This is a genomic window from Methylosinus sp. shoA (assembly GCF_059718125.1).
The window spans coordinates 562,098-576,320 of the sequence record NZ_AP046091.1 but is presented as its reverse complement, the minus strand read 5'-3'; the positions used below and the strand labels follow the sequence as shown (position 1 = coordinate 576,320).

Annotated in this window: 11 protein-coding genes; 4 read left to right on the top strand and 7 right to left on the bottom strand. The window is 65.5% G+C overall.

Translation table 11 applies throughout. The annotated features are described in order from the left end of the window. Positions 1 to 175 precede the first annotated feature (175 nt). The 3 genes from AC6IW9_RS02715 to AC6IW9_RS02705 all read right to left on the bottom strand — a co-directional run bounded on the left by AC6IW9_RS02715 (position 176) and on the right by AC6IW9_RS02705 (position 2,082). Complete coding sequence (locus tag AC6IW9_RS02715; protein WP_497768858.1) at positions 176 to 994, bottom strand: transglutaminase-like domain-containing protein; 819 nt, start codon at positions 992 to 994, stop codon at positions 176 to 178. A gap of 86 nt (positions 995 to 1,080) precedes the next feature. Next, positions 1,081 to 1,584, bottom strand: a complete 504-nt coding sequence (locus AC6IW9_RS02710) for a GNAT family acetyltransferase (RefSeq protein ID WP_497768855.1) — start codon at positions 1,582 to 1,584, stop codon at positions 1,081 to 1,083. A 135-nt stretch (positions 1,585 to 1,719) separates the two neighbouring features. Continuing rightward, the gene (locus AC6IW9_RS02705) at positions 1,720 to 2,082 is read right to left on the bottom strand and encodes a hypothetical protein (RefSeq protein ID WP_497768852.1); all 363 of its coding nucleotides are present in this window, start codon (positions 2,080 to 2,082) and stop codon (positions 1,720 to 1,722) included. Positions 2,083 to 2,423: 341 nt separating this feature from the next. Between AC6IW9_RS02705 and AC6IW9_RS02700 the strand changes: the two genes are divergently transcribed. Next, the gene (locus AC6IW9_RS02700; RefSeq protein ID WP_497772404.1) at positions 2,424 to 3,026 is read left to right on the top strand and encodes an IS66 family transposase; all 603 of its coding nucleotides are present in this window, start codon (positions 2,424 to 2,426) and stop codon (positions 3,024 to 3,026) included. Here the strand turns inward: AC6IW9_RS02700 and AC6IW9_RS02695 are convergent. The 3 genes from AC6IW9_RS02695 to AC6IW9_RS02685 are packed head-to-tail and all read right to left on the bottom strand — an operon-like array spanning position 2,915 to position 6,175. Further along, entirely contained in the window at positions 2,915 to 3,736 is an 822-nt protein-coding gene (locus AC6IW9_RS02695; protein WP_497768849.1) for a transglutaminase family protein, read from the bottom strand. The genes AC6IW9_RS02700 and AC6IW9_RS02695 overlap by 112 nt on opposite strands. Positions 3,737 to 3,772: 36 nt before the next feature. Next, positions 3,773 to 4,717 carry an alpha-E domain-containing protein gene (locus AC6IW9_RS02690; RefSeq protein ID WP_497768846.1) on the bottom strand — a complete coding sequence of 315 codons (945 nt, stop codon included), beginning with the start codon at positions 4,715 to 4,717 and terminating at the stop codon, positions 3,773 to 3,775. Positions 4,718 to 4,762: 45 nt separating this feature from the next. Next, positions 4,763 to 6,175 carry a circularly permuted type 2 ATP-grasp protein gene (locus tag AC6IW9_RS02685; RefSeq protein ID WP_497772402.1) on the bottom strand — a complete coding sequence of 471 codons (1,413 nt, stop codon included), beginning with the start codon at positions 6,173 to 6,175 and terminating at the stop codon, positions 4,763 to 4,765. Positions 6,176 to 6,546: 371 nt separating this feature from the next. On the opposite strand from AC6IW9_RS02685, the gene AC6IW9_RS02680 reads away from it, so the two are divergent. The 3 genes from AC6IW9_RS02680 to AC6IW9_RS02670 all read left to right on the top strand — a co-directional run bounded on the left by AC6IW9_RS02680 (position 6,547) and on the right by AC6IW9_RS02670 (position 13,266). Further along, on the top strand, positions 6,547 to 8,625 hold the full coding sequence (locus AC6IW9_RS02680) for a carbohydrate porin (protein WP_497768844.1): 2,079 nt from the start codon (positions 6,547 to 6,549) through the stop codon (positions 8,623 to 8,625). A gap of 101 nt (positions 8,626 to 8,726) precedes the next feature. Next, positions 8,727 to 10,916 (top strand): carbohydrate porin, encoded by a 2,190-nt coding sequence (locus AC6IW9_RS02675; protein WP_497768841.1) that lies wholly within the window; start codon positions 8,727 to 8,729, stop codon positions 10,914 to 10,916. Between the two features lie 127 nt (positions 10,917 to 11,043). Continuing rightward, entirely contained in the window at positions 11,044 to 13,266 is a 2,223-nt protein-coding gene (locus tag AC6IW9_RS02670) for a carbohydrate porin (RefSeq protein ID WP_497768838.1), read from the top strand. A 9-nt stretch (positions 13,267 to 13,275) separates the two neighbouring features. Here the strand turns inward: AC6IW9_RS02670 and AC6IW9_RS02665 are convergent, their stop codons facing one another. Beyond that, positions 13,276 to 14,205 carry a LysR substrate-binding domain-containing protein gene (locus AC6IW9_RS02665; protein ID WP_497768835.1) on the bottom strand — a complete coding sequence of 310 codons (930 nt, stop codon included), beginning with the start codon at positions 14,203 to 14,205 and terminating at the stop codon, positions 13,276 to 13,278. Positions 14,206 to 14,223 lie beyond the last annotated feature (18 nt).

Here is a 14,223-nt window from a genome sequence, read left to right as displayed (position 1 = left end):
CCCGGCGTTCGGCGGCAAAGCATGCATGAACGCGTCGAAGCTTGGGTGAACGAGGGCGGCGCCGGGGGTGACGACGAAAGTCGAGGAGCGGGAGCGACGGCGAAAGAGACGCATGAGCCCGACCTCCGCAGATCATCGGAGATCGAGGGCGTCGCCGCCCCATGACATCCGCGCATCATCCGGATTCTTCGCTGACCTCGTCCGTCCAGACACGAAAATGCTCCAGCTTGTTGGGACCAAAGGTCGTCGTGATCGCGACGTCCGCCGCGTCGCGGCCGCGCGCCAGAAGAATTCTCCCGATCCGGGGCGTGTTGTTTCTCGGATCGAACATATGCCAGCCGCCGCCGATATAGGCCTCGAACCAGGCGGCGAAATCCCCGGGTGGATAGGGAGGCGGCGTGCCCACATCCCCGAGATAGCCGGTGCAGTAGCGCGCGGGGATGTTCAGCGCGCGGCAAAATGCGATGGCCAGATGCGCATAATCACGGCAGACGCCGCGGCGCTCTTCATATGCCTCGCACGCCGTCCGCGTCGCCCGCGCGTGCTCGTATCCAAAGCAGATATGGTTATGCACGAAGTCGCAGATCGCCTGCACTCGGCCCCATCCCGGCGTCGCGGCGCCGAACAGCGTCCATGAGAGCTCCAGAAGTCTGTCGCTCTCGCAGAAGCGACTCGGCAACAGGAAGACCAGCGCCTCCTCCGGCAAGCTCTCCACCGGCGATTGACCAGCCTCCGACGGGACGACGTCCGGCAAGCCGGAGTCGCGTATCAGGGCGTCGGTCGAGATGAGCGAGCGGCCCGGCCCCAGAACGACGCGGCTGCACCAATTGCCGAAGCCGTCTCGGTATCCAGAGATCGGAACCGCAGGGGAAATCGAGATATGGTCTGGACGCGAGAGATCGGAAACGCGCGTGAAATGCACGTTGAGAATCAAGATGGCCGGGGTCGGCTGCGGAAACTCGTATAGAAGTTCATAGCCGATGCGAAGCTTCAAGGCCGTTGCTCCGAGTTCGTCGGGTCGGGCTCACATTTTTCGAATTCGACGCGGCGCCTGCCGTCGAGCGTGGCCGCGATCGAGCGTCAACCAGATCGTCTCTCACCAGCGCTCTTGCGTTGCTCGGCCTCGTCTTTTCGGTCGCTTTGGCGCTCCACCTCGACGTTCAGCCGCTGGTAAACTCCAAGTCCGAGCACGATCAGAACGGCCGTCACGAGCAGGGCCGTCGGATAGAGCATTTTTTCCACGTCCTGCTTGCTCACCTGAAACACGATGACCAGACCCTCGATGAATACGGCGATGACGATCGTCGAGATGAACTTTGCGAGGCTGCGCCGCGCCTCGGACGAGGTGAGCGTCCCAGGGCGACGTATGACTTCTTCTTCCACGAAATATTTGGCGACGTCGAAAACCGCTATCGCGATGACGACATAGCCGATCGCCGTGAGAAGTGCATTGCCGCCTTCGTACCAGGATTTATTCAGCTCGGCGACCAACCCGAGCGCGCCATATACGACAAGGGCCAGCGCCAACAGCATCAACATGGCGCTCACGATCCCGAAGGTCGCCCGTGACAGGAGCGCCATCATTCGGCCCGTCCTCCTCGTGTCGTCACGCCGCAACTCATTCGACCTGAAGCGGCGCGCCGCGGAAAGCATGTCGAACCGAAGAAAGTCCAGACGCTCATCTCGCGGCGACCCGTCGCTGGGCTCGATGCGAGACCGTTATTGGATGACCGATCCATATGCTCGTCCACCCGGCACGCGGCATGAGCAGTTCACTCCCGTTACGGCCGGCCCATAGAGCGGGCAGGTTTTGACGTCGGTCGCGCAGTAGTTCCCATAGGCATACTCGGCGGCGGCAGGAGCGAGCCTGTAGCCGCCGGTCTGGTCGTAACCGGGATTGTGAGCGTCGCCGTACCCATAACTGTCATAATATGGATAGCCGAGCGCCGCGGCGACGGTAGCCAGCGGAAAAAAGACGCCGCCGGGCCAGGACCCGCGATCGTAGCCGGCGCGACTCGGCCGGTCCGAATAATTCTGAAAAAGACCACCGCGCGGCGTGGACGCCAGACGCCCGGAGATCATTCGACCCGAGCCGAATTGGCTGCGCCGAGCCGCAGAGTTGCTCCGTGATCCCTTGACGTTTCGGAGCACGCCGGTTCGGCTCGCGCCTATGGCGGCTCCGCCGATTCCTTGAGCGCCTCGGTCGCGGGCTTCGGCCGACAGGGCCGACGAAAACGCCACGCCCAACGCCACTGCCGTGGTCGTGATCGGATGATGTTGCATGATTGCTTTCCTTTTTATTCCAATGAAAGAGAGCGCTTTCACCCTCGCGGAAGCCCGGCGTCCACACGAGACTCGGAAACTACCCAAATGCTGGGCGTCTTCGTTATAATTTTGGTTGCCTCTCGAACTCGTCATAGGTGATGTCGACGGCCGCCTGGAAAGAGCGCTCGTCGATACTTGCTGCGACTGGACGCTTGCTCGAGGCGCCTGCGGTAGGAGCCGGCCTATGCGGGAGGGGTGGCTCGAAACGCGAATCGGGCCTGGACCTATGTGCGCGACGACAGGCCCTTCGGCGGCGCCGATCCGCCGGCGGCGGTCTTCTTCTACTCGCAGAATCGCGCCGCCGACCATCCGGAGCGCCATCCGGCAAGTTTTCCGGGGTCCTTCAGGCCGACGCTCACGTCGGCTTCAACCGGCTCTATGCGCCGGAGAAGTCGCCGGGGCGGATCATCGAAGCCGCGTGCCGGAGCCATGGGAGACGCGACTTCGTGCTCGCGGACATCGCCGCCAATGCGCGCGACAAGGCGCTGGGCAAGCAGACCGCGATCGCGCCGCTGGCTCTGGAAGCCGTCGATGCCCCTACAAAGAGCGTCGCAATCGAGCTTCGACCCGACGCTCCCGCCTTCGGGCGTCAGGATTGGCTCTGGAACTGGCTCTGGCCGCGCGCGACCGAGACCCGCACTTCGGTCGTCTCCTCGCCGCCGCCGCTGCGCGCGGCGCGGATCGGCGCCGCGCCGAGGTGATCGAGAGCCACGGCGACGCGCACATAGGTTTCGTCGGGAGAGGCGCCCTGCGCGGCGTCGAAGCCGACCCAGCCGAGCCCTTCGACCAGACTTTCCGCCCAGGCGTGCTCCGCCGCGCGCGAGTCGGCGCGCAGCACATAGCCGGAGACGAAGCGCGACGGAATGTCCAGCGCGCGCGAGCAGGCGATAAAGACATGGGCCAGATCGGCGCCGCCGCCGTTGCGTCGCGCCAGCGCGTCGGCGGCGGAGCCCTTCGGTTCCGACGCCTGCGGGTCGAACAGCATCGTTTCGTGCAGCGCGCCGAGCAGCGCATGAAGCTTGGAGAGAGGGTCCGGCGCCGTTTCGGTCGCCGCCCGCGCGAAGGCGCGCAGCGCGGCGTCGCCTTCGGTTTGCGGCGTCTCGCGAAGATAGAGCTGCGGCGGAAAGCGCTCGACCGCGCCGCGCACCACGCCCGTCGTGTCGAAAGTCTCGACCTCGCCCTCGACGAGAATCGTCAGCGAGTCGAGCGGTCCCTCGACGCCGAGGCTGTGCGTCATATTGCCGAACGCGTCCTCGCAGGCGCGCAGACGGCAATCATGGTCGACGTCGATGCGCCACCCGAGCACGCGCTGGCCGGCGTAATTGCGGGGCGTGAGCGCGAGCTTCTGGATGGCCGCCCGCACGGGCTCGCCATAGCGATAGATCGTCTCTCGCCTCACTCGGATCAGCATGTGTTCGCCGGGTCGATCCTATTGGAATTTCGTATCCTAGAAGAGATATTGCTCCGACACCAGGGTCCCGAGCCGGTGATTGTCGGCGAGGAAAGTCTGGATGAATTCGTGCAGGCCCTTCTGGAATACGCTCTCGATCGTGGCGTTCTCGAGCTGCCCCAGCACGGCGCGGGCGTGACGCTGGGCGGGACCATGACGGCCGTGCGACTTGCCCAGCCGGTCGAGATTCTGCACGACGCTCTCATAGCAGGCGAGCAGCGAGCGCGGCATCTCCGGCCGCAGGATCAACAGATCGGCGACGAGCCAGGGCTTCAGGCTGTCGCGATAGACCCAGTGATAGGCCGTATGCGCCGAGACCGCGCGCAGGATCGCCGTCCATTGGAAATAATCGAGCGAGCCGCCGATCGCCTCCGAATCCGGCAGCAGCACGTGATATTTCACGTCGAGCAGACGCGCGGTGTTGTCGGCGCGCTCGATGTAGAGGCCGACGCGCGAGAACCAATAGGCGTCGTTGCGCAGCATGGTGCGATGCGCGCCGCCGTCATAGGCGGCCGAGACCTGCTTCACCACATCGAGGAAGCGCGTCAGATCCTCGCTCGACCGTCCTCCGCGCCGGCCGAAGGCCTCGAGCTCGAGATAGGCGCCGTTGATCGCCTCCCACATTTCGACGGTGAGCGCCGTGCGCACCGCGCGGGCGTTGGCGCGGGCGAGCTGAATGCAATTGCGGATCGAGCTCGAATTATCCGCCGAGAAGGCGAGGAAATCGGTGACATGGGCCTCGTCGACCGGAAGGCCGGCGGCGTGGAAGGCCGGCGCGGCGCCCGAGGAGAGCAGCGCGCTCTCCCATTCCGTCTCCGCGCCGCCATAGGCCTTGGGCAGCGTCGCCAGGCGGCGCGTGGCCTGCAGAATGCGCGCGAGAAAATCCGCGCGCTCCATGTAGCGGGCCAGCCAGTAGAGATTATCCGCGGTGCGTGAGAGCATGAGGTCCCGTCGTGTCTCGGCGCGAGCGTCTTCGTCGAAAGATCGTCACGCCCGCGCCGAAGCGTCGTCGATGATCCAAGTGTCTTTCGTTCCGCCGCCCTGGCTCGAATTCACCACCAGCGAATTCTCGGTCATGGCGACGCGCGTCAAGCCGCCGGGAACGACGCTCGCGCCGTTCGGACCATAAAGCACGAACGGCCGCAGATCGACATGGCGCGGCGCGACGCCGCGCTCGACCGAGACCGGGCAGGTGGAGAGGGCGAGCGTCGGCTGGGCGATGAAACTCGTGGGATTGGCGGCGAGCTTGGCGGAAAAATCGGCGATCTGCGCGCGCGTCGCATGCGGGCCGACCAGCATGCCATAGCCGCCCGAGCCGTTCACCTCTTTCACCACCAGCTCGTCCAGATGCTCGAGCACATGGGCGAGCGCCTCCGGCTCGCGGCAGCGCCAAGTCGGCACATTCTTCAACAGCGGCTCCTCGCCGAGATAGAAGCGGATCACCTCCGGCATGTACGTGTAGATCGCCTTGTCGTCGGCGACACCCGTGCCGACTGCATTGGCGAGCGTCACATTGCCTGCATGGTAGGCGCCCATCAGCCCGGCGACGCCCAGGGTCGAGTCGGGCCGGAAGGCGAGCGGGTCCAGGAAGTCGTCGTCGATGCGGCGGTAGATCACGTCGACGCGGCGCGGCCCCTCGGTCGTGCGCATATAGACGATGTCGTCCTTGACGAAGAGGTCGCGGCCTTCGACGAGTTCGACGCCGAGCTTGTCGGCGAGGAAGGAGTGCTCGTAGAAGGCGGAATTATATTGGCCGGGCGTCAGCAGCACGCTGACCGGATCGGCGCCGGCGCTGCGCGGCGCCGCGGAGCGCAGCGTCGCGAGCAATTGATCGGGATAGTTCTCGATCGGCGCGACGCGATGCAGCGCGAAGAGATCGGGCAGGAGCCGCATCATCACTTCGCGATTCTCGAGCATGTAGGAGACGCCGGAGGGCGTGCGGGCGTTGTCCTCCAGCACATAGAAGCCGTCGTCGTCGGTGCGGATGATGTCGATGCCGGCGATATGCACGAAAATATCATGCGGAACGCGGCGTCCCGCCATCTCCGGACGGAAGGCGGGATTGCGGTAGACGAGCTCGGACGGCACGACTCCGGCGCGCAGAATGTCGCCCGGCCCATAGAGGTCGCCGAGGAAGAGGTTCAGCGCCTTCACCCGCTGCACCAGCCCCTTCTCGAGCTGCGCCCATTCGGCGCGGGCGATGATGCGCGGCAGAATGTCGAAGGGAATGAGCCGCTCGGTCGCCTCCTGCGAGCCGTAGACGGCGAAAGTGATGCCGATGCGGCGGAACAGATATTCGGCCTGCGCCCGCCGCGAGGCGAGAAATTCTGGCTCGACCGAGGACAGCCATTTCGAAAGCTTTTCGTAAGGGGGGCGGGTCACGCCGTCTGCTCCGCCCATTTCATCGAATTGCACCGCCTTCGAAAGCACGTGTCGCTCTCCTCGAGGGGTTTCCAGCACGGCCGGCCGCTCGCGCGAGGCGGCGCGCCCATGAGCGCTCATGGCAAGAAGCAAGCCAGACGACGGTCGGAGGAACGGTCGAGTCCTCGACTCGCGCGCCATTCTACTCTGATCACACTCGCAGCGCGAATCTTGGGCGTCGGCGTGAGCCCCATATCCGCGAATAGGGCGCTCGCCGTCCGATTTTTCGAAAAAGACGACACGACGATGGCTCTCTGTAACGCGGCCCTCTTACGTATATTCGCCTGCGCGTCTCCATTGAAGTCTTCTGACAAAATGCGATTCGTCCCGGAGAATCGACGACGATCGCGATGCGAAAGCTACTATGTGCGGCGGCGATTCTTTGCAGCGTCGACGCTGCCGCGCAGATGCGCGAGCCGAAACGCAGTCCGCCGCCCGTTTTCACCTGGTCGGGCTTTCATGTCGGCCTGCATGCGGGGGCGGGCTTTCCGCTGGAGAGCGGCGGGCGCGTCGAGGGCGTCGACGGAACGAGCGGCGTCGCGGCGCCGGTAACGCCCGGCGGCGATCGCGCGGGCCCCGCCGCGGGCGGCCAGATCGGCTACGATTGGCGGCGCGGCGATTGGGTCTTTGGCGCCGAAGCAGATATCGGATGGCTCGACCTGCGTCATGGCGCGACCGCCGCCTTCGCCGCGCCCCCCTCGATCGGCGCCCTCGGCTACGCCATAGGCTCCGGCCCCGACGGAAATTTCGTCGCGAGCCTGCGCGGCCGGCTCGGCTACGCGTTCGACTCGCGGCTCGTCTATGGCTTCGCAGGCGCGGCGGCGGGCGGATGGCGCGCGCCGGCGATGCTGCTCTTTCCGGCTTCGGGCGCGTTCGAGGCGCCGGTCTCGGGGTCGTCGCGGATGAAATTCGTCGTCGGCGCCGGCGTGGAGCAGCGGCTCTTCGACCAATGGTCGGCGCGGCTCGAATATCTCTATCTGAATCAGCAGCTGCAGGCGCAGCTCTATGGCGACGGCGCGTTCTGGCTCGCCGCGCGCCGTAGAAGCGAGGCCCATATCCTGCGTCTCGGCCTCGACTACCGCTTCGCCGAGCAGGAGCCGACCAAGCCGGGCGCGCCGTCGCTGGCCGAAGAGCGCGCCGTCGAAGGAGCGCCGGAGAGCTACGGGTTTCATTGGCAGGCGACGGGGGTCGCGCAGGGATATCCGAAATTTCCGGCGCTCTACAGCGGCTCCCAGAGCCTGCCGCCGGGAGGGCGCGTCGACGCCGGCGCGACGGCCAATCTGTTCTTCGGCGTTCGTCTGTGGGAGGGCGCGAGCGCCTATCTCAATCCCGAGATCGATGTCGGCTACGCCCTGGCCAATTCGGCGGGCGCCGCCGCCTATGTGAACGGCGCCGTCGTCAATCTCGGACGCGCCGCGCCCTATATGCGCCTGCAGCGTTATTTCCTGCGCCAGATCATCGGCCTCGGCGGTCCGGGCGCCGAGCGCGACTATGAGCCGGGCGCTTATAGCGAGACGCTGGAGTCGGCGCAAAACCAGCTCGCCGGCAGGGTGCCGAAGAATCGCCTCACTCTCACCATCGGCAAATTCGCCGTTCCCGACGTGTTCGACGAGAACGAATATGCGCATGATCCGACGACCGGCTTCATGAACATCGCGGTCAATTCGATGGGCGCCTTCGACCATGGCGCCGACTGGTGGGGCTACACCTATGGCGCGGCCGCGGAGTATCGGCGGGATTGGTGGACTGCGCGGGTGGGAGTTTTCCAGCTGTCGCAAATCCCCAAGGGTCCGGTGATCGAGCCGCGCATCGGCCGCCAATTCACCGCGGTCGGTGAATTCGAGGCGCGCTATGCGCTGTTCGGCGCGCCCGGCGTGCTGAGACTTCTGGCCTACGGCGACAATGGATATTTCGCCGATGTCGCCGATGTCGTGAGCTTCGCGATCCTCGCCGGCGAGGCGCCCGATGTGAACAATTCATGGCTGCGCCGCCGCGGCCTCAAGCTCGGCGGCGGAATCAATCTCCAGCAGGATATTTCCGAGGAGCTGGGCGTTTTTCTGCGCGCCAGCGCGGCGGACGGGCGCTACGAGGCGGTCGAATTCACCGACATCGATCGTTCGCTGGCGATGGGCGTCGTCGCCTCCGGCTCGCTCTGGGGGCGCGACAGCGACGAGATCGGCGCCGCTGCGGTGCTCTCCGGGCTCGACGAGCCGAATATTCGCTATTTCGCGCTCGGCGGGCCGGGGATCTATATCGGCGACGGCGCGATGAGCTATGCCGGCGAGAAGGTGCTCGAAGCCTATTACAAGCACAATCTGTTCGAAGGCGTCGACATGACGCTCGATTATCAGTTCATCGCCAATCCCGCGCACAATGTCGCGCGTGGTCCAGTGAATGTCTTCGGCGTGAGACTGCACGCGCAGTTTTGACGAGCCGCGATGTACGGCGGCGCACGTAAGTGAAGACGATCGCGCAAGCGGCGGAAAGCCGTGACAGGATGCGATTCGCCGAGCGATCGACTACGGGCCTCATGAGACCGATCTTTCTGGCGACTGCTGCGTTGGCCTCGGCCGTGACGGTCTGCGCTCCGCGCGCGGCCGAGGCGCCGCCGCCCGTCTTCTCGTGGGAAGGCATGCACATCGGCGTGAACGCCGGCGCCGGCTTTCCGCTTTCGAGTGGCGGCCGGCTCGACGGCTTCGGCGCCGACGCCTTCGGCCTCGCCGCGCCGGATCGTGATCGCGCCGGCGCGAGCTTCGGCGCGCAGGTCGGATATGACTGGCGCAAGGGCGACATCGTCTATGGCGTCGAGACCGATCTCAATTTTCTCGGGGTGCGACGCGCCGCGACGGGCCTCTTCGCCGCGCCCTCGCCCTTCGGCCTTTCCGGCTATGTTCTCGGCGCGGACGAGAGCGGAAATTATTTCATGAGCCTGCGCGGGCGGCTCGGCTACGCTTTCGGCCACTGGCTCGTCTATGGAACCGGCGGGGTCGCGGCCGGCGGCTGGCGCGGAGGATCCAATCTCTTGCGGCTTCCGTCTCTCGCCCTCCTCCATGCGCCGGTCTCGCAATCCTCGCGCATGAAATTCGCGATCGGCGCCGGATTGGAGCGCGCGCTCTCCGACCGCTGGTCGGCGCGACTCGAATATTTCTATCTGAACCAGCAGATGCAGACGCGGCTGTTCGAGAACGACGAGGCGCCGCCCTTTGTGGCGCGGCAGAGCAGCGAGGCGCATGTCCTGCGCTTGGGGCTGAACTGCCGCTTCGCTCCGCATGAGCGCACGAGCGGCGCCGACGCCGAGCGGAAGCGCGACGGCGAACAGCGCGAGTCCAGCGCCGACTCGCGAACGAGCGCGAAGACGCGGCAGGACGACCGTGCCGACGAGTCGAGCGCGGAGCGCGAGAACGAGCGAGCCGAAGAGAAAAACGAGGAGAAGGCCGCGCCGGAGAATTTCAACTTTCATTGGCAGACGACCGCCGTGCTCCAGGGCTATCCGAAATTTCCGGCTCTCTATAGCGGCGCCTTCAGCCTGCCGCCGAACGGCCGCGCCGACGTCGGGACGACGACCGATCTGTTCTTCGGCATGCGGCTCTGGGAGGGCGCGGCCGCCTATTTCAATCCCGAGATCAATGCGGGACACGCGCTCGCGGATGCCGTCGGCGCCGCCGCCTATGTCGACGGCGCCGTCGCCAGGGTGGGAGGCTCGGCTCCCTATCTGCGGTTCCAGCGTTGGTTCCTGCGCCAGATCATCGGCCTCGGCGGAGCGGCGAGCGGGCAGGACCCCGAATCGGGCGGCTATGACGAGACGCTGCAGACCGCGCAGAATCAGCTGGCCGGCAAGGTCGCCAAGAATCGCCTGACCTTCACCATCGGCAAATACGCCGTGCCCGACATATTCGACGGCAACAAATACGCCCATGACCCGACCACGGGATTTCTGAACATCGCCGTGAACTCGATGGGCGCCTTCGACTATGGCTCCGACTGGTGGGGCTACACCTATGGCGCGGCGCTCGAATGGAAGCACGACTGGTGGACCGCGCGAGCGGGGCTTTTCCAGCTTTCGCAATATCCGGGCTCGCCCTCGATCGAGCCGCGCATCGGCAGCCAGTTCACCGCCGTCGCCGAGTTCGAGGGGCGCTATGAGCTGTTCGGCCGGCCGGGCGCGATCAGGCTGCTCGGCTATGGCGACAGCGGCTATTTTCGCAAGCTCGACAATGTCGTGAACGACGCCCTCGCGTCCCGCGCGCTTCCGCCGGACGCGTATTTTCCCTGGCCGCGCGAACGGCATTCGAAGCTCGGCGGCGGCGTCAATGTGGAGCAGGAGATTTCCCCCGACATCGGCTTCTTCCTGCGCGCCAGCATGGCCGACGGGCGCTACCCCTTCATCGATTTCGCCGACATCGACCGTTCGCTCGCGGTTGGATTCACCGCCTCCGGCGGGCTCTGGGGCCGCGAACGGGACGAGGCCGGCGCCGCAATGGTCTTCTCTGGCCTTTCCGGCGCGCAAGCGCGCTATTATGCGCTCGGCGGAGCGGGCATCACGATTGGCGACGGGACGATGACCTACGCGGGCGAAAAGGTTCTAGAGAGCTTCTACCGATATCGCATGCGCGACGGCGTCGACCTCACCCTCGACTATCAGCTCGTCGGCAACCCGGCGCACAACGTCGCGCGCGGGCCGGTGAATATTTTCGGCCTTCGGCTGCGCGCGATGTTCTGAAGAGGCCGCGTCATGAAATCGTCGTCCCGCTCGACTGTAACGCTCGCTCTCTTACGTGGAGCCGATCGCGCAGGCGACACGAAGCTCTGACAAAATGCGATTCGCGGCGGCGATCGACGACGGGCCTATGAAGCTTCTCCACTTCGCGACAATCACGCTGACATTGGCCGCGAGCGTGAGCGGCGCGCGCACGGCCGAGCCTGCGCCGCCCGCCGGTTCCACGCCGCCCGCTTTCACCTGGGCGGGGCTCCATATCGGCGTCAATGCCGGCGTCGGCTTTCCGGCGCCGGGCGGCGGCCGCGTCGAGGTCGCCGCCGGCCTCGCTCCCGGCGCGTACGAACTCGTCGCGCCGAACCGCGACCGCGCGGGCGTCGGCTTCGGCGCGCAGATCGGTTACGACTGGCGGATGGGGCCATGGATCTACGGCCTCGAGACCGAGCTGAATTTTCTCGGACTGCGCAGGGGAGACGACGGCGTCTTCGCCGGCTCCGGGCCGTTCGGCGCCGCGACGCGCGCGCTCGCGACCGATGAGAACGGCAATTATTTCGCGAGCGTGCGCGGCAGGCTCGGCTACGCCTTCGGCCGCTCGCTCGTCTATGCGACCGGAGGCGTCGCCGCGGGCGGCTGGCGCGGCGCGTCTCTGCTCACGGTCGCGCCGGGCGCCGGCGGCCCGTTCTTCGCGCCGATCTCGCAGTCCTCGCGCATGAAATTCGTCGTCGGCGCCGGTTTGGAGCAGGCTCTGTTCGACCGCTGGTCGGCCCGGCTCGAATATACTTACGTGAATCAGCAATTGCAGACGCGCCTCTTCGACGATTACGCCTCTTCCGCATTCGCCGTGCGCCGGCGCAGCGAGGCGCATGTGCTGCGTCTCGGGCTGAACTACCGCTTCGATCCGCAGGAGGAGGCGGGCGAGGACGCGAATGCGAACGATGTGAAAGCGAACGGCGAAGCAATAGACGAAGCGAAGAAGGACGCGAAGGGCGGCGAGAGGAGCAGGAAAGGCGACAGGAACGAAAACGGGCGCCGAAACGAAGAAAAGGATGACGCGAAGAAGGACGACAAGTCGGAGGAGGAGCTCTACAGCTTCCATGGCCAGACGACCGCCGTCCTCCAAGGTTATCCGAAATTCCGCGCGCTCTACAGCGGCGAGCACAGCTTTCCGCCGAACGGCCTCGCCAACGCCGGCTCGACCAGCAATCTGTTCTTCGGCGTGCGGCTCTGGGAGGGCGGCGCGGCTTATGTCAATCCCGAGATCGACATCGGCTACGGCCTCGCCGATTCGGTCGGCGCCGCGGCCTATGTCGACGGAGCGGTCGCCAAAGTCGGGCGGGCGGCGCCCTATATGCGCTTCCAGCGCTATTTCCTGCGCCAGATCGTCGGCCTCGACGGCGAGGCGCAGGTGAGCGACCCCGACACGGGCTCTTTCAACGAGGTGCTCGAATCGACGCAGAACCAGCTTTCGGGCAAGGTCGACAAGGACCGGATCATTCTCACCATCGGCAAATTCGCCGTGCCGGACGTGTTCGACGACAATAAATACGCGCATGATCCGACCACCGGCTTCTTGAATTTCGGCGTCAATTCGATGGGCGCTTTCGATTATGCCGCGGATGCCTGGGGCTACACCCACGGCGTGGCCGTCGAGTGGAAGCAGGACTGGTGGACCGCGCGCGCCGGAGCGTTCCAGCTCTCCGATATTCCGAATGGTCCCAACATCGAGCCGCAGCTCGGTCGGCAATTCATGGGCGTCGCCGAATTCGAGGCGCGTTATGATCTCTTCCGCCAGCCCGGCGTGATCAAATTCCTCGCCTATGGCGACAATGGTTATTTCGCCAAGGTCGACGACGTCGTGAATTATGCGCTCGTCACCGGCAGTCTGCCGCCGGACGTGAATCTTCCCTGGCTGCGCAAGCGCCATTTCAAGGTCGGCGGCGGAATCAATGTCCAGCAGCAGATCTCCAAGGAGATCGGCTTCTTTCTGCGCGCCAGCATGTGCGACGGACGCTTCGAGACCGTCGATTTCGCCGATATCGATCGATCATTCGCGACCGGCTTGACCCTGCAGGGCGCGCTATGGGGACGCGAGAAGGACGAGATCGGCTTCGCCGGCGTGTTCTCGGGCCTCGCCGCGCCGCGCATCCGTTATTTCGGCCTCGGCGGCCTCAGCGTCTATATCGGCGACGGCGCGATCTCTTACGTCGGCGAGAAGGTGCTCGAGACCTATTACAAATACAATGTGCGCGACGGCGTCGAGCTGACGCTCGATTATCAGTTCGTCGGCAATCCCGCGCACAATGTCGCGCGTGGGCCGGTGAATGTGTTCGGATTGCGCCTGCACGCGCAGTTCTGAGGCGCGCCGTCACGGCGCGGAAGGTCGAGCGCTCGGTCCGAGGAAATCGAAACGCGCCTCGAGATCCATCCGCTTGGTGACGGACCAGACGGCCGAGACGATTGGCGACGCTGGTTCATTGTCGAGAGCGACGAGTCCGATTTCCCGGTTGAGCTCCGGCGACAAGGGAATCGCGGTCAGCTCCTCGCGCAGCTCGAAGAGCACCAGAAGGCTGTGCGGAATGATGCTGTAGAGCTCCGCGCATCGCACATTCGAATAGAGCGCGAAAACCGAATCGGTCTCGACCACGACCCGCGGCTGCGCGCCGGCGCGACGGAAAGCCGCGTCGATGATGCGCCTGTTCTGCATGTTGCGCGTCAGCAGGCACAGCGGCAGCTCGGCGGCGTCGCTCCATGAGATCGACGCGAGATCGCCGAAAGCGGATGCGTCGCGCGCGAGCAGCACGTGTCGCTCCCTATAGAGCGGCATGACGCGAAAGCGCTCGAGATTCTGATCTTCGAGGTAAGTGACGCCGATGTCCAATTCGAAGTCGTCGATCCGGCGCATGATCTCTTCGTTGCTCAGCGACAGCACCAGCTGCCCTATCTCCGGAAAAGCCCGGCAATAGGGCCCCGTCAGCAGCGAGACGATCGGCATGGTCGTGGGAATGGCGCCGATGCGAAGGGCGCCGCTCAACCGTCCGCGCGCGAGAGACGCCTCCTGCTTCAGTCCGTCCCAAGCGGCGAGCGTCTGGCGCGCCCAGGCGAGAATGCGCTCGCCGTCCTTGGTGAAGCCCACGAATTTGTGGCCGCGCTCGACGATCGACACGCCGAGCTTCTCCTCGAGCTGGCGGATCGACGCGGACAAGGCGGGCTGCGACACCCGGCACGCCTCCGCCGCCCGCGCGAAATGCCGCTCACGCGCTAGCGCCACCAGATAAACGAGTTGCCGGATGAACATCCTCGGGTCGCCGCGCCT

Coding starts and splice junctions, on each gene's coding strand:
- AC6IW9_RS02680 (WP_497768844.1), top strand. CDS start 6,547: ATGCGAAAGCTACTATGTGCGGCGGCGATTCTTTGCAGCGTCGACGCT.
- AC6IW9_RS02690 (WP_497768846.1), bottom strand. CDS start 4,717: ATGCTCTCACGCACCGCGGATAATCTCTACTGGCTGGCCCGCTACATG.
- AC6IW9_RS02695 (WP_497768849.1), bottom strand. CDS start 3,736: ATGCTGATCCGAGTGAGGCGAGAGACGATCTATCGCTATGGCGAGCCC.
- AC6IW9_RS02700 (WP_497772404.1), top strand. CDS start 2,424: ATGTCGACGGCCGCCTGGAAAGAGCGCTCGTCGATACTTGCTGCGACT.
- AC6IW9_RS02665 (WP_497768835.1), bottom strand. CDS start 14,205: ATGTTCATCCGGCAACTCGTTTATCTGGTGGCGCTAGCGCGTGAGCGG.
- AC6IW9_RS02670 (WP_497768838.1), top strand. CDS start 11,044: ATGAAGCTTCTCCACTTCGCGACAATCACGCTGACATTGGCCGCGAGC.
- AC6IW9_RS02710 (WP_497768855.1), bottom strand. CDS start 1,584: ATGATGGCGCTCCTGTCACGGGCGACCTTCGGGATCGTGAGCGCCATG.
- AC6IW9_RS02705 (WP_497768852.1), bottom strand. CDS start 2,082: ATGATCTCCGGGCGTCTGGCGTCCACGCCGCGCGGTGGTCTTTTTCAG.
- AC6IW9_RS02685 (WP_497772402.1), bottom strand. CDS start 6,175: ATGGGCGGAGCAGACGGCGTGACCCGCCCCCCTTACGAAAAGCTTTCG.
- AC6IW9_RS02675 (WP_497768841.1), top strand. CDS start 8,727: ATGAGACCGATCTTTCTGGCGACTGCTGCGTTGGCCTCGGCCGTGACG.